We start from the raw sequence: 19267 nt of genomic DNA on the forward strand, positions 1-19267 counted from the left end.
GGGCGAGTTCGGCGACGGCGGCTGGGTGGTGCTGGCCGACCCCGAGGGCAACCAGTTCTGCGTCGTCGCCGCATAGAGGCGCTCTCGGCGGCGCAACGCGGACGGTGGAGTCCTTCAGCGAACACCGCCGTTAGGTCGGTTGCCGTCGTTGCTGGTCACGGCCCTTCGACGAGGACTGTGACCAGCAGCAGCGTCAGATGCGGGGTTGCGCCCGTCTCGCCACGGACCAGACGCGGTATGCCGGTTACTCCGCGCTCGCGAGTTCGCTCTCAAAGCGCTTGCGCAGAGCGTCCTTCTCGGGCTTGGGCAGCCAGCACGCCTCCACCCCGGCCAGCGCCATCGCACGCAGCCGCTCATCCGGTACGGCGAGCTGATCGGAGAGGATCCGATACTCGTTCGCCAGCGACGTCGGGAACATTCCAGGGTCGTCGGAAGCGGGAATGACGTTGAGCCCGGCCTCGAGCATCGCCGCGATCGACGCCCGCCGCCACGGCCGCCACGAGCGCCGCGAGGTGGTCGAGATGACGGTGAACGGGATCTGCTCGTCCCTGACCCTGGCGACGACCTCATCATCTTCGAGGACGAAGTAGCCGTGGTCGATCCGGTCGCACCCGAGTACGTCGAGGCAGGTCACCGTGTTGACGGCGACGGGCGCGTGCTCGGAGGAGTGAGCGGTACGGCGCAGCCCGGCCTCACCGGCGAGCCGGAAGGCGGCCTCGAACCGCTCGGGCGGCCCGGCGGTCTCCAGGTTGTCCAGCCCGATCCCCGCCACGTAGTCGTGCGGGTTGTCCGCGACCGTACGTATCCAGGAGAGCGCTTCCTCACCCGATTTGCTCCGGTCGACGGCCGCGATGAGCCTGCCCGACATGCCGAAGTCGCGTTCCGCCATCCTGATGCCCTCGGCGTACGCCTCGATCACCGTGGCGTAGCCGAGCTTCTCCTGATGCCCGGTCAGCGCGTCGAAGGAGACCTCGAGATGCCTGGTCGCGCTGGTCCGGTGGGCGTTCTCGAACGCCTCGTAGGTGATCCTGGTGAGATCGTCAGCCTCGCGCAGGACCTGGACAACCCACGAGGACACCTGGAACAGCGAGTAGGAGACCTCGGGCTCGTCCGCGCTCCTGCCCTGCGGAACCGGGATCCGGGTGTTCAGGTAGAGCGCCGGGTCCGGCGGCAGCGAGTTCACATCCGCGTAGATCCGCTCGGGCGTGTCGGGCAGGTCGAGCCCCTCCCGCCTGGCCAGCTCGGCGAAGGTGGCGGCGCGCACGGTGCCGATGAGGTGGCAGTGCAGATCGACCTTGGGCATCAGGTCAAGGTTCACTTGCCGGCCACCTCGCGGGTGAAGCGGTCGACCCAGGTGGTGCGGGTGCTGACGAGCTGGGCGGGGTCGAGGGTCTTGAACCCGGCGGCGATGGGATCCTTCGCCGCCTCGCCCGTCACCTTGGCGATGTCGGCCGGGATCTCGGCCTTCAGGTTCGTGGGCAGGTCACCGACGGCCTTCGCCATGGCGCTCTGCGCCTCGGCCGACAGCATGTAGTCGATGAACTTGGCCGCTCCCGGCTGGTTGCTCGCGCCCTTGGGGATCATCGCCCGGTTGGTGGCCATGTAGCGGCCCTTGGCGGGAGCCGTCCAGGCGATCGGCTCGCCCGAGGTGACGAGCTTGGTGGCGAAGCCGCTCAGCGCGTCGGCAGCGATGATCTCGCCTTGGTTCAGCAGGTTCGTGACCTCGGTCGAGGAGGTGTAGAACTGCAGGACGTTCGGCGCCCAACCGGCCAGGGTCTTCAACGAGGCGTCGATGTCGTAGGGGCCCTTGCCGTACGACTCAGCCACCCCAGAGATCATGAGTTGTCCGGCGGTCACCGAAATATCGGGAAGCGCGACCTTTCCCTTGTTCGCCGCGTTCGCGAACAGCGCCCAGTCGGCGGCCTGCTTCTGACTGAGCTTGCCGGTGTTGTAGATGATCCCGTTGAGCTGGTGCGTGTAGGCCGGCCCCTCGTAGGCGCCCTCGGTCGCGAACGGCGCGAGCTCCTTGATGTTGGGCACGTCGACCTTCTGGAAGAGGCCGTCCTTCTGCCCGAGCGCCGCGAAGTAGTCGGAGATCAGCACCACGTCCGCCTCCGGCTTACCCTTGGTGAGCTTCAGCTTCGACAGCCGGTCGGAGTTGGACCCGGTGTCCAGCTCGACCTTGATGCCCGTCTGCTTGGTGAACGGAGCGACGACCGCCTGCTCGAACTCCTTCACCCCGAAGGGGAAGGTGCTGACGACGATGGTCTGCTGCTCGGCCTGCTTCTCCCCGGAGCCGGAGCCGGAGCATCCGGCTGCGGCGAGCACTGTCAGGGCAGCGGCCAGTACGGCACGGCGCGTGGGCATGGGGTTCCTTCTTTCAACGGAATTCAGCGGAATTCAGCGGGGGAGTGAGACCAGATGGTCGTCTGGCGCGATCACCGTGACGTTCGATCCGGGTGTCAGGGTCGCGCCGCCGCGTACGTCGGCGAGCAGCCTGACGGTCGCGCCCGACGGGTCGACCACGTTGAGCGAGACCAGCAGGTCGACGCCGCGGAAGGCCACGTCGACCACCGTCGCGTCAAGGCCGGGACCTTCCTCGACGAGGCGCAGATGCTCGGGCCGGATGGTCAGAAGGGTGCCGTCGGCCGCGGTGAGGAAGTTCTCGTAGCCGAGGAACTCGGCGACGAAGCGGTCAGCCGGGCGGGGGAAGATCTGCTGAGGAGAGCCCTGCTGCACGATCCTGCCCTCGTTCATGATGACCATCTCGTCGGACATCTCCAGCGCCTCGTCCTGGTCATGGGTGACGAGGATGACGGTCAGCTTGGTCTCCGCCTGGATGCGCCTGATCTCGGCCCGCATCTGGACACGCAGGCGGGCGTCGAGGTTGGACAGCGGCTCGTCGAGCAGCAGGAGCTTGGGCCTGATCGCGATCGCCCTGGCCAGTGCCACCCGCTGCTGCTGCCCGCCGGAGAGCTTTTTCGGCTTGCGGTCGGCCAGGTGCGCGAGCCCGACGAGCTCGAGCGTCTCCATGACCCGCGACCGTCTTTCCGCGGCCGGCACCTTGCGCAGCTTGAGCCCGTAACCGACGTTGTCGGCCACCGTCATGTGCGGGAACAGCGCGTACGACTGGAAGACCATCCCCAGGTTCCGCTTCTCCGGCGGCGTGCGCGTGCTGTCGATCCCGTCGATGCGGATCGTCCCCGACGTCGGCGCCGAGTAGCCCGCGATCATCCTGAGCGTGGTGGTCTTGCCGCAGCCGCTGGGGCCCAGCAGCGTCGTCAGCTTCCCCGACGGCACGGCGAGGTCGATCTCATCGACGGCGGTGAAGGAGCCGAACCTCTGGGTGACTCCGATCAGCTCGGCGGCGGCGGTCATTGGTTGATCCCTCCGAAGATCTTGGCGAATCCGACCGTGCGCTCGGCGATCACCGCGATGACCACGGTGGCGGCCAGGATGAGGGTGGAAGCGGCGGCGACCATCGGGTCATAGGACTGCTGTACGTAGTCGAGCATCGTCACCGGCAGCGTCCGGAAGTCGCGTCCCTGCAGCAGCAGCGACAGCGGCACGTTGTTGACCGACGTGACCATGCTGAGCAGCCCGGCGGAGAAGATCCCCGGCCGCAGGACGGGCAACGTCACGTTGAAGAACGCGCGCAGCGGCGAGGCACCGAGACCCCGGGCGGCCTCCTCCAGCACGGGATCGGCCAGCGCGAGCGAGGCGCCGGTCACGCGTACCGCATAAGGCAGCATCAGCGCCGTGTGCCCGACCAGCAGGGTGCTGAAGTTGTCCAGGCCCAGGCCGACCATCAGCTGCTGGAACAGCGCGAGGCCGACGACCAGCTCAGGGACGATGAGCGGCGACAGGAACAACCCCTCGACCAGCCCCTTGCCAGGCAGCTTGCCGCGGTGGACGGCGAGCGTGACGGGCACGCCGAGCAGCAGCGCGAGCGCGGTGGCGAGCACGGCGAGCTCCAGGCTGGAGATCGCGGCCTCGATGAACGGCTCGTAGCCGAGCGCCTCGTCGAACCAGCGCAGGGAGATCCCGTCGGGCGGGAACCTCAGGGTGCTGCCCGCCGTGAAGGCGGTGGCGACCACGAAGATGATCGGCACGATCATGATGACGTAGCCGATGACCGCGAGCGCCGCTGTGATCGGCCGCTTCATGAGGTGGCCCCCTTCCGTCCGATCAGCGAGGACAGCCCGGAGACCAGGAAGACCAGGACCGTCATGATGAGCGCCGTCGCCGAGGCGGAGGCCCAGTCGACCGTGGTGCTGGCGTAGTTGAAGAGCTGCGTGGACAGCATCCGCTGGCTGGACCCGCCGAGCAGATAGGGCGTGGTGTAGGCGGTGACGGACCCCGCGAAGACCAGGGTGGCGGCCACCACGATGCCCGGCATGGTCAGCGGGATGACGATGTTCCACATCGTGCGGATCCTGCTCCCGCCGAGCCCGCGCGAGGCGTCGTCCAGGCCGGGATCGACCTGGGCGACGGCCGAGTAGCAGGAGATGATCGCCAGCGGCAGGAACAGCTGCGTGAGGCCCAGGACGATCGCCAGCTTGGTGTAGAGGAGCTGCGGTGCCACGTCGACGATGCCGAGCTGGACGAGCAACCGGCCGAGCGCCCCCTTGGAGCCGAGAATCACCAGCCAGCCGAACGTCCGCACCACGTTGCTCAGCATCAATGGGAAGATCGCCACTGCCAGGAAGACTCCGCTCCAGCGTGACGGCGAGCGGGCGAGCCAGTAGGCGATGGGAAAGCCGAGGACGACGCAGATGATCGTGACAGCCAGGGCCAGCCCGACCGTGCGCCCGATCACCTCCAGGTCGTAGGGGTCCGTGAGCATCTCGCCCAGGCGTGCGAAGATCTTGCCGGTCGGCACGTCCGGCGGCGCGAAGAGCATCGCGGCGGAGGGGATGAGGAAACCTGCCACGAGAAGGACGAGACCGGGCACTAGCAGAAAGGCCGATGTGCGGGAGATGTCGGCGTCCTTTCTCAGTGGCGTACGCTGAGGATGGAACCGGTTGCGGAACCGGTTCCATGAGCCTGACCATAGATTATGAGCGGCCCCGCGCACAAACCCCTGTGTGAATTCCGGGTAACGACGACTCAAGGAGGATCAGTGCCGACACTCGCGGACGTCGCCGCGCTGGCCGGGGTCTCCAAGGCGACGGCCTCCCGCGCCCTGGGCCGGCCGGACCTGGCCGCCCCGGAAACGGTGGCTCGCGTCCGCGCAGCCGCTGAGCAGCTCGGATTCGTCCCCAACCGGGCGGCCACCCAGCTGGCCCGCGGGAAGACCGGGGTGGTCGCGGTCGTGGTGCCCACGCTCGACAACACCTTCTTCACCCCGATCATCGGCGGTGCCCAGGCGCGCGCGGCCGACTCGGGCATGCAGCTCACCATCGCGGTGCACTCTCTGGAGCACGCGGTCCAGCTCGCCGCGGTCGAGCATCTCGCGCACCAGGTGGACGGCTTCCTGCTGACCGCGCCCCGAGGTTCGGACGAGATCGTCCGCGCCGCCGCGTCGTACAAGCCGACCGTGCTCATCGACCGCGAGATCGAGGGCATGACCTCGGCGGTCGCCGACACGGCCACCGCCTTCGGCGCGCTCGTCACCTGGTACGTCGAGAAGGGCCACGAGCGCATCGTCTACATCGGCGGCCCGGCGGGCTCCTGGCAGGATCGCCAGCGCCAGGCGGCCATCCGCGCCGCGGCCGAGCTGAGCGGCGCGACGCTGACCATGCTCGGCCCCTACCCCTCGACGTTCGCCGCCGGAGTGGGGACGGCGGAGGCCGTGGTGGCCGCCCGCGCCACCGCCGTGGTCCCGTACGCGACCTCGATCGGCCTCGGCCTCATGTTCGCCCTGCTCAGCCGCGGCATCCGCGATGTCGTGGTCAGCTCCGAGCGCATGGTCGTCGAGAGCCTCGGCCTGGGCGACGTCCCCTCGATCGACGTGGACGGCGAGAAGCTCGGGGAGGTGGCCATGGACCAGCTCATGACCCTCCTCGGCGAGCGCAAGGAGGCACCACCCACCAGACGCCGCCTCACCGTCCCGATCAGCTAGGAGCTTTCCTAACTTCGGCCGGGCCGGGTCTCGGTGCCGCACGGACGTGGACGCGTTCGCCTTGTTTCCCGATGAGACTCAGGAACTCGACGGGACCGGCGCTGGTGGCCCCGAACCAGTGCGGGCCGCAGGCCGGTGCTGCCGGCGGTCCTGTTCGTCTACGTTCTCGCGCGGGGTGCGCGGCCACGGACCCCGATTCCGACAGTCGTGAATCCAACGATGTAGTCGCCGACCTGCGCGGACTCACCGAGAGGAGCGGTTGAGACGCCCGATCCGCTCCCGGGCCTGGTCACGGGGTCAACACACAGAACTCATTGCCATCGGGATCGACCATCACTACCTGACCGGCCCCGTGCTGGCCGGTGTCGATTCGAGTCGCTCCGAGGGAGACGAGACGGTCGACCTCCGCTCGCTGATCGCCGTGCGCAGGAGGAGCGAGGTCGAAGTGCAGCCGGTTCTTCCCGGTCTTCAGACTCACAGGCGGACCGCCCCACGTGATCTTCGGACCGCCGTGCGGCGAACGGATCGCGGTCTCTTGGTCCTGGTCCCAGACCAAGGGCCAGCCCAGTGCTTCGCTCCAGAAGTAGCCGACCTCCTGCGAACCGTCGGACGCGAGCGCTCCGATGAATCCGCAGTCGGCGAGGAAGTTGTTGCCCGGCGGGATGACGCAGAACTCGTTGCCTTCGGGGTCGGCGAGCACCACATGACCCTCTTCCGGGAGTTGCCCGACGTCGATGTGCTGGGCGCCGTGTTCGAGCGCCCTCGCCACCGTCCGCTCCTGGTCCTCGAGTGACGTGCTCGTCAGATCGAAGTGCATCTGGTTCGGGTCGGTCTTCTTCTCCTGGGTCGCCAGAAATCGGATCCGGAACCCGGTGTCATCGCTAGGCAGGAGCGTGATGCCATCGTGGGAGTCCTCGGCCGTCTCCCAGCCCAGGAATCCGGCCCAGAAGCGCGCGAGACGGATGGGGTCGTTCGCATCGAAGCAGAGCGCGACGAGCTGAGAAGTCATAACGCATCTCCAAGCTGCTGACTCACAAGCGCAGACAGGACACGTAACGCTAGCCCGCTCAAGAACGGCGATGCCAACGATTTTGCGGCAGAAGACGACGCTTCCGGCCCAAAACCACAGGCAGGCCGAGGACTACGACGACGGGCCGGGCGACTGAAGCTTGCGGCGCAGGTCGCCCGTCTGGGGGTGGCCGAGCTCGCGGAGGATCTCGTACGCCTCCAACCAGCGTTCGCGGGCCGTCTGCCAGTCGCCGATGGCCTCGCTCACGTCGCCGAGATGCCCGAGCAACTGGGCGCGCAACCCCGGGCTCTCCATCGTGCCGATCCGGCGCAGGCCGCTCTCGTAGTGCCTGATCGCCGACTCCGGGTCGCCCAGCCGCTGGTGGAGCACGCCCAGCGTGTCCCAGGTGACCACTTCGTTGGCCAGGTCGCCCGCTCGCTGTTGCAGTTCGAGCGCTTGTTCGTGGTACGACAGAGCCTCCTGGCAGGCGCCGATCTCGGAGAGATACCAGCCCACGGCGAGGCTGGCCTTGCCCGCCCAGAGCGGATCGTCGAGCTCGATGAAGAGTGACAACGCCTGCTCGGCCTGGTCGAGCGCCTGCTCACGGTCACCCTGCAGCCAATAGACGTAGGACAGCACGAAACGGCTCTCCGCCTCGCCTGCCCGGTGTCCGGCGGCGAGGCTCAGGTCGAGCGCCTGCCGCATGTGGTCGTGCGCGTCGTCGAACCGGTCGAGGCGACCGTGCACCGCGCTCAGGAAGCGGTGCGCGTGCGCCGCCGCAGGCCGGTCGGTCAGGGCGGTCGCCGCGCGCAGCGCCACCGCCCACGCCGCGCCCTCGTCCTGCCAGCGCCGCTGGTCGTTCAGGAACGTGTCCAGCGCCCAGCTCAACTGCCAGGCGTGCCGGTGCATGCCCTCCTCCTCGGCCTGCCGCAGCGCGGTAAGCAGGACCGCCTGCTCGGTTCTCAGCCAGTCCAGGGCGGCGGGGAGGTCGAACGCGCGTTTCGGCTCGGCGCCGTCCGTGGGCGCGGCGAGGGTCATCGGGATGGGCGCGCGCACCGGGTTCAGCACCAGTTCGGCGTGATAGGCGGTGTGCGTGTAGTGGTCGAGCAGCCGGGTCAGCGCTGCCTGCCGCGCGGCCTCGGACTCCTCGGCCATGGCACGTTCACGAGCGTAGGCGTGCAGCAGGTCGTGCGTCCGGTAGCGGCCGGGCGCGTGCTCGGTGACCAGGCTGGCGTGGGTCAGTTCGGCCAGCGTCCGCCGGACCTCGGACAGCGCCCGTCCGGCCAGCGCGGCCAGCGCCGCCACCGCGATGTCGGCGCTGGTGGCGAGCCCGAGCAGCCGGAACAGCCGGCCGGCGGCCGGGCTCAGCGCGTCGTAGGACCAGGAGAACACGGCGTCGATCTCCAGGGCCGCGAGGCGGCCGCCCGGGTGGCGCAGCTCGGCGGCGATCGCCGAGGGCGGGAAGCCGGTCAGCCGTGCCCGCGCGCCGACCAGCGCCAGCGCCAGCGGGAGCCGTCCGCACGCGGCCACGATCGCCGTCACGCCGGCGGGATCGGTGGCCGTGCCCAGCCGGTGGCTGAGCAGTTCGACCGCCTCTTCGACCTTCGGTACGTCCAGGCTCAGCGTGGCGGCGCCGGTCTCGGCGACCAGGTCGGTGAGCTGACGGCGGCTGGTGACGATCGTACGGGCGGCCGCGCCCCCGGGCAGCAGCGGCCGGATCTGGTCGGCGTCGCGGGCGTTGTCGAGTACGACCAGCAGACGGCGGCCGGCGGACCGGCTGCGGTAGAGCGCCGTCTGAGCGTCGAAGCCGGAGGGGATGCGGTCGGGCGGCACCCCGAGCGCGTCCAGGAATCCGCGGATCACCTCGGCGGGATCGACCGTCGTGTGGTGCGAGAAGCCGCGCAGGTCCACGTAGAGCTGGCCGTCGGGAAAACGCGGCGCCGCCAGGCGAGACCAGTGCACCGCGAGCGAGGTCTTACCCACGCCCGCCGGGCCGGAGACGGTGACCACCGCGGTCGTGGCCGCGTCGAGGGCACGCAGCGCCGCGGAACGGCCGGTAAAACCGTCGACGTCGCCGGGTAACTGCGCGGGCGCCGGCGGATGGCCGGCGTCCGGTTGCGCGGCGAGCTGGAAGGCGGCGCGGTCCGCCAGGGACAGCTTCAGCGTGTCGGCCAGCACCCGGACGGTGCTGGCCCGGGGAACCGTGACGCGGCCGGACTCGATCTCACGAATCTGCCGCTCGCTGACGCCGGACATCGCGGCCAGATCCTCCTGTGTGAGCAGTGCCCGAACCCGGAACTCACGCAGCGCGTCGCCGAACATCGATCCCCTTCCGGCCGGTCCACAGGACGTGATCACGTCCGCGCGCCCGCAGCCTAACCGCCGGTCGAGCGCCTGCCGTCCGGACTGCCGCGACTGGTTCCCTGAGAGGGTCTCACCCACCGGCCTGACGGGATGCCATGGGCACTATTCGGATGAGAACCATCACGCTGCTGCTCCTGTTCATGTGCGCTCTGCTCGCGGCGCCAGCCGCCGACGCGTACGCCACCACCCCGACGAAGACGGACAACAGCTGCGACCGCATCAGGGACCGATTACCGTCACTCGCCCGCCAGGGCAGGAAGAAGGTCCTGTGCGTCGGGCCGGTGACCGAATCGCCCCCCAAGTCGGCTCTGACCACCGCGAGCGCCGCCGCCCCGCCGCCCCTGCCCGCCTGGTGCCTCGACGCCCCTGACGACCAGACGAAGAGCGCGTGGAAGACCAGGCGATTCGCCTCCTGCCTGATCAACTACGCGACGGTCAGCCTCTACGACACCGTGACAGGGGCCCTGCTCGGCCGCACCACCTTGAACTACATCCATTACATCGCCATGTTCTACGACAGCCTCGAACTCACCGACGTCTTCGCGATCGTGCGCTTCAACTCCGAAGGCGCGCTGACCTCGGATGACGCCATCAGTTTCCGTCTGGCGGTCAGTTGTTCCTACGGCTGCACGGCGGGCGACTTCGGCCCGGCGATCACGCTGCCGGAGAACTCCCCCCAATACCTGACCCCGCCCGTACCCCATCTGGTGAACGTGCCCGCGAACGGCAAACGCACGGTTAACACCACCTACGACCCGCAGGTGACGCATCCGGGCGGCGACCCGGAAGTCGTCAACGTCTTCCCGCCCGAGAAGGGCCCCTACCTCTCGCCGGACATTCGCTGCGACAGGATTCTCAGCGGCGCCGGCTGCGTCATACCGACCTTCTTCCCCACGCTCAACGGGCTGACCGACTATCCGCAGGTCAGGGCGCACATCAGGACGGCGCAGGCCGGCGGGCTCCCCGGGGCCCCCGGAACCACCCCGCTCCACCGGCTGGCCGACGAGGCCAAGGCCGTGAAGAACCGGGACATCGCCTGCCCCGACTGGCGGCCCCGTCCCACGGGCTACACCTGCGACGAATATCCCATGGCGCGTACGTGGGAGGGCGCCTGGACGAGCGGCGGCGCGTTCAGCTGGGCCATGGTCCCCAAGGACGAGAACGAGGGCGCCGGAGGGAAATACGGAGCGCTCGTCCGCTATCAGCGGCTGCTGGACCGGGACGGCTTCTGGGTCGATCCCAACTGATCATGCACATTCGCCAGTGAAAGGACAGTCATGAGTGCTGGAAAGTCGATGACCTCGAACCGGTTCGTGAAGATCCTCCTAGCCGTGATCATCGGCGCGGCGGCTGGGGCCGTCGTTCCGGTCTCGGCCGCGAGCGCCACCCCGTCCGAGTGCGACCAGTCAGGCATTCCCGACTACTACCAGGTCGTCGTCGGCTCGAGCCCTGATCTGGGCGACCGTCGCCTCCAGTTGTGGAACGGCGGCGCCTTCAACTACAGCTACGCCAGGCTCTCACCCCGCTATTCGGGCGAGCAGGTCTGGGTGGACCGCAGCCTGCAGGGAATGCCCAGCAGTCTGCCCATGTATCCCACCACCGAACAAGTCAACGCGAACGGCGGCTGGAAGCAGTGCGGCCCGTTCTCCAGTTCGGAGAGCAGCCTCGTCCTGAACTGGAACACCAGCCAGCAACGGCACTACGCGGCCCGGGCCTGCGCGCGCACCGCGATACTCGGTAGCTTCTGCGGCAACTGGTACATCGACCGGAGCTGACCGGCCGGCCACGGTCGCCTGGGTGCCGCCGCCTCAGCCGACGGCAGCGCCGAACCACTTGGGCAGTCGGCTGAGCAGCCCCTGCTGATCTCCACCGACCCACGCCACGTGACCGTCCGGCCGCAGCAGCACCGCGGGCACGTCCAGCTCCTCACTGACGTCGACGACGTGATCGACCCGGTCCGCCCAGCCCGCCACCGAGAGCCGGGCGGTCTGGTCGAGCAGCAGCCCGCGGCCGCCGTGCATCAACTCGTAGAGGCGCCCGCGCTTCAGCTTCACGTCCCGCATCCGCCGGCCGAGCAGTTCGTGCCCCTCGCCGAAGTCGTAGCGCACCCCGATCCCCGTGATCTTCTCGATCAGGTACCGGTTCACCTCCTCGAAGTCCATCAGTTCCGACAGCAGCCGGCGCACCGACCGAGGGCCCGGCTCAAGGGACAGCAGCTCCATCTGCGCGCGGGTGTTGTCCAGCACGTCGACGGCCACCGGGTGCCGTTCGGTGTGATAGCTGTCCAGCAGCCCGCGCGGCGCCCAGCCGCCCACCTCGGCGGCCAGTTTCCAGCCGAGGTTGAACGCGTCCTGGATGCCGAGGTTGAGCCCCTGCCCGCCGGTCGGCGGGTGGATGTGCGCCGCGTCGCCGGCCAGCAGCACCCGGCCGGTCCGGTACCGCTCGGCCAGCCGGGTGGCGTCGCCGAAACGGGAGAGCCAGCGCGGTGAGTGCACGCCGAAGTCGGTGCCCGCGTAGGCCCGCAGCTGCTGCTTGAACTCCTCGAAGGTCGGCGGAACCGTGCGGTCCTCGGCCACCCCTTCGGCGGGCGCGACGACGCGGTACACCCCATCCCCGAGGGGGATGGCGCCGAACCGCAGTTGGGTCTTGCGGACCTCCGTGACGACGGCGGCGACCGTCGCCGGATCCTCGGTCGCCTCCATCTCGCCCAGCAGCGTCTCGACCTTGGCGGGCTCGCCGGGGAAGCCGACGCCGAGCAGCTTGCGCACCGTGCTGTGGCCGCCGTCGCAACCGACGAGGTAGCGCGAGCGCACCTGCGTGCCGTCGGCCAGCTCGACGGTCACCCCGTGCTCGTCCTGGCTCAGCCCGACCAGCTCGCGGCCGCGCCGGATCTCGACGCCGACCTCGGTGGCGTGCTCGGCCAGCAGGCGCTCGGTGGTGGTCTGCGGGATGCCGAGCGTGTACGGATGCGCGGTGTCCAACCGGTCGGGCCACGGCTTGGTGATGCCGGCGAAGAAACCGCCGGCCGCGTACTGCTGGCCGAGCGCGAGGAACCGCGCCAGCAGACCGCGCTGGTCCATCACCTCGACGCTGCGCATGTGCAGACCGAGCGCGCGGACGTACGCGGTCGGCTCCGTCTCCTTCTCCAGTACGAGCGCGTGCACGCCGTGCAGCCGCAACTCGCCGGCCAGCATCAAGCCGGTCGGTCCGCCGCCGGCGACGATCACGTCGATCATGAACCCCCCCATTCAGCAAGGTTTCGTTTCGGCCAGTTGCTCCGCGTAGTCCGGCGGCGCGCACACCCGTACCTCCGCGCCGAGTGTCCGCGACCGCACCGTGAGTCCCGTCGGCGGTTCGACATCCCGCGAAGGTCACACGTGCTTCGCGAACTTCTGATTTCCGCAGGATCTGGCCTCGGCCGACGATTCTGCGGCACGACCCGGGTCTTGCCGCAAGCCCCCCGGTGCGCTATATGTTGAGAGTGGCAGGGAGTTGCGAAATCTCCTTGCCTTTGTTTTTTGTCGTCCGTTGTGGACGGACAAGCTCCTCCCGAAGCTGTGACGCGGCCGGCCGGCGTGGAGACGCGGAAGCGGTAACTCGATCTTTTGTCCGGTCAATGTCCGGTTACTGGCCTGGCTATGTCCATTTCCGGCGGGCGAGAATCGGCATACGCACGATAGACGTCCCCGGAGGAAGGAATGTCAGTCAGCACAGACTCGGCCAATGGAGTCGGACACGATTCCGCCTCGTAAGAACGGAAGACGGAGAAGACCATGTGTACGAAGAACATGTGGATGGCGCCAGCGGTCATCGCTGCAACCGTTTTGGCATTAACCATGACCGCCTCCCCTGCACAAGCGCACGACTTCAGGTTGGGCGATGAGGTGGGTTTCCTGAACCTCAAGAACAACCACACTTACCTGGAGGTCTGTAGGCAGCTTGGGCCTGGTCCTCGTATAGGAGCCTGGGCCACGGTGAGGTACCGCAACCCGTCCGGTCCCGGTGAGGAGCTCGTACGTTATGACGCTCCCAATACGGCCGGCGTTTGTCGGGCCGGGGGATTAGGCGCCAATGTCAACGCTGTTAGGTGGTGCCATTCGTACTCAGCAGGGAACAACGTCTGTACGGCATGGAAGTCGGCCTGAACCTCTACCGGGTCCCGCCGAGATGCGGGCAAAACCGGCCATGAGTCGATCTTGAGAACGTCAGGGCATGCCTGCCGCGGGTCCTGGTTGCGCACTCCGTACCTGGCGCCGACCTCCCGCGACGGTTGGCACGTAATCTCGGAAGTCACCTCTCGGGACGCGGAGGAGTGCCGGCTCTAGATTCCGCGTTCCGCCTCGCGCATTGTGTTCGGTCGGCTACAGTGTGACCCATTCTGTGGTGATCGGGGCTGCTGGGGAAGGCTGTGCCTGATGGCCTCGATCGACAAGACCGCCTACCCGCGGTTCAAGTGTCCGTGGCCATGTAAAAGCACTTGGCCGTTGACATTCAAGCGGACCATCTCCGAGCGCGAACTGCGCGCGGCGTACTCGCCAAGCCTGGCGGAGATGGACTGGGCGCGGGAGATGACCGACAGCGATGAGACCCGGCTGTCGCTGATGGTGTGGCTGAAGTGCTGTCAGCGGCTGGGACGGTTCCCGCGGCTGGCCGAGATCCCGGCCCAGGTGATCGAGCACGTACGGAACGAGCCGGGCCTGCCGGAGCAGGTCGGCATGACGGACGTGGCCGAGCGGACGGGACGCAACCACAAGACGCTGGTGCGCTCCCGGCTGGGGCTGGACGGCGATCAGGCCGCTGCGCGCAAGCTGGCCGAGCAGGCGATCCGGCAGGCGGCCAAAACCAAGGATCACCCAGCCGATCTGATCAACGTGGCGTTGGGGGATCTAGCCACGAACAGCTGCGAGTTCCCGGCCTTCTCCACCCTGGATGACCTGGCCTCTCAGATGCGCGCGGAGGCCAACGGCGCCATCTTCACCCTGGCCTACGGCCGGATGAGCTTCGATGACCACGCGCGCCTGCTGGCGATGCTGAAAGTAGACCCGGCCACCGGCCGCAGCGGACATGACCGGGCGAAGAAGAGCGCGCCGCGGGCTACGGTGACCAAGCTGCGCCTGCATCCACGGCCGTCAAGGACCGTCTGCCGGAACGCTCCCTGCTGGAGATCCTGACCCGGACCACCCGGCACCTGCGCTGGTTCCGGCACTTCGGGCCACTGTCGGGATCGGAGGCCAAGCTGGCCGACCCTCTGGAGCGCTACCTGCTGGTCGCCTTCACCTACGGCTGCAACCTGGGCGCCGCCCAAGCCGCCCGGCACCTGGGCGGCCGCATCAGCGCACACGAACTGTCCTACACCATGCGCAAACACGTCACGCTGGCCGGCTTGAACAAGGCGATCGCCGACGTGGTCAACGCCGACCTGCGGCTGGACCTGCCCAAGGTGTGGGGGGAGGGCAACGCGGTGGCCGCCGACGGCACCAAGTACGACATCTACGTGGACAACCTCATCGCCGAGTTCCATCCGGTACGGAGGCTACGGAGGCGTCGCTTACCACCACATCGCCGATAACTACATCGCGCTCTTTTCCAGATTTGTGCCGTGCGGGGTGTGGGAGGCGGTCTACATCATCGAAGGGCTGCTTGAGCAGGAGAGCGAGGCGGCCCCCAAGGAGATCCATGCCGACACACAAGGCCAGTCGTTCCCGGTCTTCGGGCTGGCGCACCTGTTCGGGTTCGAGCTGCTGCCGCGTATCCGCAACTTCCGGGACCTGACCTTCCACCGGCCCGAGCCCGGCGTCCGCTCTCGGCATATCGACGCGCTGTTCGGCGAGCCGATCAACTGGCAGCTGATCGAGAATCACTGGCAGGATCTGATGAAGGTGGCCATCTCCATCCGCGAAGGCGAGCTGTCGTCCATCACGCTGCTGCGGCGGCTGCGGCACGACTCCAAGCGCAACAGGATCTACCGCGCCTTCCGCGAGCTGGGCCGCGTGATCCGCACCATGGTGCTGCTTCGGTACGTCTCCGACGCCACGCTGCGGGAGAACATCACCCGGGCCACCAACATGGTCGAGTCCTACAACAACTTCTCCAAGTGGATCGGGTTCGGCAACAACGGGGTGATCGCCGAGAACGACCCGGAGGAACAGGAGAAGGCGATCAAGTTCAACACCCTGGTCGCCGACCTGGTCATGTACCAGACCACGCTGGACATGTCCCTGGTGCTCAACCAGCTGCGCGGCGAGGGTGAGACGGTGCATCGCGCCGAGGTGGCCATCATGTCTCCCTACCAGGAGGACAACGTACGCCGCTTCGGCGACTACGTCTACGACCTGGACTCGCCGCTGGAGAATATGGAGGTCCATCTCGATCTCGACGACCCTGTAGCAGGGTGACACCGTGCACCGTGCACCGTGCACCGTGCACCGTGCAGCGAGCCGCGGTCACGGGAGGTGAGTCGACATCGCGGGGTTGTGAACGGGGTTCAAGGATGTCCGTTCAGGAAACTTCAACCGGGCAGCCGAGGTCGCTCGCAGCCGTTGTCTCGAGGCAGATCGCCTGGTGACCCGGAACCGTGCACCGCTCCGCCCTGCGGCCGAAGTGCAGTTCCTCGGCATGTGCCACGAAGGTCTCGACGGCGCGGATCTTCATCACAACTCCAGCGAGCCCACATCGGGACCAATCGGGCAACTCCACCTTCTCGACCGGCAGGCTGACCTGGATCCTCCTCAAGTCGCACACGGGGGCGGACTGAGATCAGTCGTCAGAGCGTCGTCTCGCGAGCATGATCTTCCGTACCGTCGCGGTCATGACCCAAACCTTGAGGCGCGCGGCCGTGTGGCCCGTGCTGTCACTGATGGTGATCTCCCCGGTCTTGGCCGAGGTGATCAGTTCCGCCACCCCTGTCGTGGCCTTACTCAACCCGGCGCTGCTGCTGTCCTACGTCCTGATTCTGTACGGCTTGCCGGTCCTGATCATCAGGGAAGTCGCGGTGCGCAGGAGGGTGGGGCCGCTCGGTCTGTGGTGCCTCGGCCTGATCTACGGCCTCTACAACGAGGGGCTGCTCTCGCTGGACCTGTTCCACCCCTTCGGCCACTCCGGCGATGGTTACGCCGGATACGGGGTGGTGGGCGGGCTCCTGGTCCCGTTCACCATATTCATCGCCTTCTGGCATGGACTGTTCTCCGTTGCGCTTCCCGTCCTGCTCGTCGAGCGGTTGTTTCCGAAACAGGCAGGACGCGCTTGGCTCCCCACGTGGCTAGTGGTGACCATCGCGGCGCTCTGCCTGGTCATGGCCGTACTGGCGTATTTCGGCGTGGGCCGGGATACCCCGCAGCCAGTGAGCGACGCTCACCTCGCCGTCGTGATGATCGTCGGGCTGGCGCTCTGGTTCTGCGCGGGATGGCTCCCTCGCACGCCGGTGCTCGGCCCCGGCCGCCCCAAGGCCCCGGTCCGATCCTTCGTGGTGGGCGCGCTGCTGTTCGCGGCGATCCTGACGCCCTCCATCCTCGCCGATGAGGGCGTGGCCTGGGGTTGGCAGCCGTCCTACTTCGCGATCGTGGCGATTGCGGCGGCCTGGGCCATCGGCAGGGTGCCGGTGACATCCCATGCCACGGCCGTGATCTGCGTCATGGGCGCGGGCGCCGCCCACGCCGTGGCGACCGCCTCCTTCGGCGTCATGGGCGGAGATCCGTTGCTGGTGGCGTCGGCGGCGGTCTTGGGCGCGGCATTCGTGGTCGTGGCCGTGCGAAGCCGTACCGGATATGGACAGTAGGGTCATACGCATGAAGGACCGGTTCTGGTCGGCGGCCGAGAGGCATCCTCGCGCCGCCGACGCCGGTCTGGCCGCCGTCGTGGGGCTGGCCTGCCTGGTCACGAGCGGCTACGACGGCTGGGGCTGGATCATCCCGCTCTGCCTACCGCTGGTCTTACGGCGCGCGGCACCCCCGGTGATCTTCTGGGCGGTGTACGCCCTCATGATGGCCGCCTTCCTGACCGGCGTCTCCGGGCTGTTCCCGTTGATTGCCGCCCTTGTTGCGCTTTACACCCTGGTCCGGTACGGCACGCCGACGCAGTCGTGGTTCGCCGCGGGAGCGATCGAACTCCTGCTGGTCACGGCGGCGTTCCAAGGTGAGCTCACCACCAGTGACCTGGCTGCGCTGACCACTGCCTTGATCGCGACCTCGCTCCTGGCCGGATACGTCCGCACTCGCCGGGCCTACCTCTCAGAGCTGCGGGAACGCGCCCACCGCCTGGAAGGCGAGCGCGATCAGCAGGCGGCACTGGCCACGGCCGCGGAACGGGCCCGCATCGCCCGTGAGATCCACGACATCGTCGCGCATAATCTGGCCGTCATGGTGGCCCTGTCCGACGGCGCCGCCTACACAGCCACCCTCAACCCCGCCCGCTCGGCTGAGACCATGACCCACGTCGCCGAGACCGGGCGCGAGGCCCTGGCCGAGATGCGCCGCGTGCTCGCCCTCACCCATGACGGCGACCTGTCGCCACAGCCGGGACTGGCCGACCTCGACCGCCTGTTCGGCCAGACCCGGACGGCAGGCATCGAGCTCACCCTCACCACCGAGGGCACCCCGGGCAGCTGGCCTCCCGACGCGGGCCTGGCCGTCTTCCGTATCGTCCAGGAGGCGCTGACCAACACGATCAAGCACGGCGGCCCCGCCGTACAGGTGCGGCTGTCTTACAGCGACACCCACGCCGAGATCGAGGTCATCGACAACGGGCCTGGCGCCGCGCCCGCGTCGGACGGACACGGGCTCACCGGCATGCGTGAACGGGCCGCCGCCTACGGTGGCCAACTCCAGGCGGGCCCGCACCCCGGCGGTGGCTGGCGCGTCCACACGCTCCTGCACGTGGAGGCGGGGTGATCCGGCTGTTGCTGGCCGACGACCAGCCGATGCTCAGGCTCGGCTTCCGCATGGTGTTCGAGACCCAGCCAGACTTGGAAGTGGTCGGCGAGGTCGGCGATGGCGCCCAGGCCGTGACGATGACCCGCGCCGTAACACCGGACGTGGTCCTCATGGACGTGCGGATGCCCGTGATGGACGGAATCGAGGCCACCCGCCAGATCGTCGCCTCCGCCGCTCCAGCCAGGATCCTACTGCTGACCACTTTCAACCTCGACGAGTACGTCTTCGCTGGACTCAAGGCTGGCGCCAGTGGCTTCCTGCTCAAGGAGGTGCCGCCGCCCGACCTGCTCACCGGCATCAGAGCGGTGGCCGCGGGTGACGCCGTCGTTTCGCCCAACGTGACCCGCCGACTGATCGACGCCTTCGCCCGCCACCTGCCAGACCCTTCCACCGACGTGGCTGGGGAGCAGGATCGCCTGACCGAACGTGAACTCCAAGTCCTGGCCCAGGTGGCCAGAGGGCACACCAACAGCGAGATCGCCGCCGCACTCAACGTCACGGAGGCCACGGTGAAGACGCATGTCAGCCACATCCTGGCCAAGCTCGGGCTACGCGACCGCGTCCAGATCGTCATCCACGCCTACGAAACCGGCCTGATCCGGCCGGGCGAGGCCTGACACCCTACCGGGGAGCGGCCGAGCGGTTCACCGACGGACGTCAGCCGTACCGGATCGATGGTGAAAGCGGCGATGATGGCGGCGGCCAGACTGGCGGCCACCTCGGCGCGGTCGACCTCCGGGTGGTCGAGCCGCCGGCCTGCGCTATACCGGCGAAAGGCGTGGCCGAGGATCTGCGCGCGCACCGGATCGCTCACCACGCTGTAGTTGCTGAGTGGCGTCTACGCTCGCGGTGGGCCGTTCCAGCCAAGGGCGCCGACGACACGATCAGAGCCTGCCTGGGCGC

General features: G+C 68.2%; 17 protein-coding genes and 1 pseudogene. 8 read left to right on the forward strand and 10 right to left on the reverse strand.

The window, feature by feature from the left end; genetic code table 11:
- Positions 1–244 precede the first annotated feature (244 nt).
- Genes AB0F17_RS25700 through AB0F17_RS25720 form a run of 5 tightly spaced genes read right to left on the reverse strand, consistent with a single transcriptional unit; the run spans position 245 to position 4933 of the window.
- Positions 245–1318, reverse strand: a complete 1074-nt coding sequence (locus tag AB0F17_RS25700) for a hypothetical protein (RefSeq protein ID WP_358027259.1) — start codon at positions 1316–1318, stop codon at positions 245–247.
- Entirely contained in the window at positions 1315–2367 is a 1053-nt protein-coding gene (locus AB0F17_RS25705; protein WP_358027262.1) for a polyamine ABC transporter substrate-binding protein, read from the reverse strand. Before AB0F17_RS25705 ends, AB0F17_RS25700 begins: the two co-directional genes overlap by 4 nt.
- Before the next feature lie 33 nt (positions 2368–2400).
- Positions 2401–3378, reverse strand: a complete 978-nt coding sequence (locus AB0F17_RS25710; protein WP_358027265.1) for an ABC transporter ATP-binding protein — start codon at positions 3376–3378, stop codon at positions 2401–2403.
- Positions 3375–4166 carry an ABC transporter permease gene (locus AB0F17_RS25715; RefSeq protein ID WP_358027267.1) on the reverse strand — a complete coding sequence of 264 codons (792 nt, stop codon included), beginning with the start codon at positions 4164–4166 and terminating at the stop codon, positions 3375–3377. The genes AB0F17_RS25710 and AB0F17_RS25715 overlap by 4 nt, the downstream gene beginning before the upstream one ends.
- Complete coding sequence (locus tag AB0F17_RS25720) at positions 4163–4933, reverse strand: ABC transporter permease (RefSeq protein WP_358027270.1); 771 nt, start codon at positions 4931–4933, stop codon at positions 4163–4165. The genes AB0F17_RS25715 and AB0F17_RS25720 overlap by 4 nt, the downstream gene beginning before the upstream one ends.
- A gap of 189 nt (positions 4934–5122) precedes the next feature.
- Here AB0F17_RS25720 and AB0F17_RS25725 point away from each other — a divergent pair, with 189 nt between their 5' ends.
- Entirely contained in the window at positions 5123–6064 is a 942-nt protein-coding gene (locus AB0F17_RS25725) for a LacI family DNA-binding transcriptional regulator (protein ID WP_358027272.1), read from the forward strand.
- A 289-nt stretch (positions 6065–6353) separates the two neighbouring features.
- Here AB0F17_RS25725 and AB0F17_RS25730 read toward each other — a convergent pair whose 3' ends face one another.
- Entirely contained in the window at positions 6354–7073 is a 720-nt protein-coding gene (locus AB0F17_RS25730; protein ID WP_358027274.1) for a VOC family protein, read from the reverse strand.
- A gap of 132 nt (positions 7074–7205) precedes the next feature.
- Positions 7206–9515 (reverse strand): tetratricopeptide repeat protein, encoded by a 2310-nt coding sequence (locus AB0F17_RS25735; protein WP_358027277.1) that lies wholly within the window; start codon positions 9513–9515, stop codon positions 7206–7208.
- 32 nt (positions 9516–9547) lie between these two features.
- On the opposite strand from AB0F17_RS25735, the gene AB0F17_RS25740 reads away from it, so the two are divergent.
- Both AB0F17_RS25740 and AB0F17_RS25745 read left to right on the forward strand, forming a co-directional pair.
- Positions 9548–10684: a hypothetical protein gene (locus tag AB0F17_RS25740; RefSeq protein ID WP_358027279.1), complete on the forward strand. Its 1137-nt coding sequence runs from the start codon at positions 9548–9550 to the stop codon at positions 10682–10684.
- 30 nt (positions 10685–10714) lie between these two features.
- Complete coding sequence (locus AB0F17_RS25745) at positions 10715–11212, forward strand: hypothetical protein (RefSeq protein ID WP_358027281.1); 498 nt, start codon at positions 10715–10717, stop codon at positions 11210–11212.
- Positions 11213–11245: 33 nt separating this feature from the next.
- On the opposite strand, the gene rox is transcribed toward AB0F17_RS25745, so the two are convergent.
- The gene (gene rox, locus AB0F17_RS25750) at positions 11246–12673 is read right to left on the reverse strand and encodes a rifampin monooxygenase (RefSeq protein ID WP_358027284.1); all 1428 of its coding nucleotides are present in this window, start codon (positions 12671–12673) and stop codon (positions 11246–11248) included.
- Positions 12674–13921: 1248 nt separating this feature from the next.
- Here rox and AB0F17_RS25755 point away from each other — a divergent pair.
- Complete coding sequence (locus AB0F17_RS25755; RefSeq protein WP_358027286.1) at positions 13922–14608, forward strand: DUF4158 domain-containing protein; 687 nt, start codon at positions 13922–13924, stop codon at positions 14606–14608.
- 44 nt (positions 14609–14652) lie between these two features.
- Positions 14653–15832, forward strand: a pseudogene (locus tag AB0F17_RS25760) (transposase).
- A 103-nt stretch (positions 15833–15935) separates the two neighbouring features.
- Here AB0F17_RS25760 and AB0F17_RS25765 read toward each other — a convergent pair.
- Positions 15936–16088, reverse strand: a complete 153-nt coding sequence (locus tag AB0F17_RS25765) for a hypothetical protein (protein WP_358027289.1) — start codon at positions 16086–16088, stop codon at positions 15936–15938.
- A gap of 157 nt (positions 16089–16245) precedes the next feature.
- On the opposite strand from AB0F17_RS25765, the gene AB0F17_RS25770 reads away from it, so the two are divergent.
- Genes AB0F17_RS25770 through AB0F17_RS25780 form a run of 3 tightly spaced genes read left to right on the forward strand, consistent with a single transcriptional unit; the run spans position 16246 to position 18981 of the window.
- Positions 16246–17211, forward strand: coding sequence for a hypothetical protein (locus AB0F17_RS25770; protein ID WP_358027291.1), 966 nt, complete (start codon positions 16246–16248; stop codon positions 17209–17211).
- A 10-nt stretch (positions 17212–17221) separates the two neighbouring features.
- Positions 17222–18322: a sensor histidine kinase gene (locus AB0F17_RS25775; protein ID WP_358027294.1), complete on the forward strand. Its 1101-nt coding sequence runs from the start codon at positions 17222–17224 to the stop codon at positions 18320–18322.
- Positions 18319–18981 carry a response regulator transcription factor gene (locus AB0F17_RS25780; protein ID WP_358027297.1) on the forward strand — a complete coding sequence of 221 codons (663 nt, stop codon included), beginning with the start codon at positions 18319–18321 and terminating at the stop codon, positions 18979–18981. The genes AB0F17_RS25775 and AB0F17_RS25780 overlap by 4 nt, the downstream gene beginning before the upstream one ends.
- Here AB0F17_RS25780 and AB0F17_RS25785 read toward each other — a convergent pair.
- Complete coding sequence (locus AB0F17_RS25785; RefSeq protein ID WP_358027300.1) at positions 18945–19181, reverse strand: hypothetical protein; 237 nt, start codon at positions 19179–19181, stop codon at positions 18945–18947. The two genes, AB0F17_RS25780 and AB0F17_RS25785, sit on opposite strands and share 37 nt — an antisense overlap.
- Positions 19182–19267: the final 86 nt, after the last annotated feature.

The sequence above is a fragment of the Nonomuraea sp. NPDC026600 genome (assembly GCF_040638335.1).
Taxonomy (GTDB): domain Bacteria; phylum Actinomycetota; class Actinomycetes; order Streptosporangiales; family Streptosporangiaceae; genus Nonomuraea.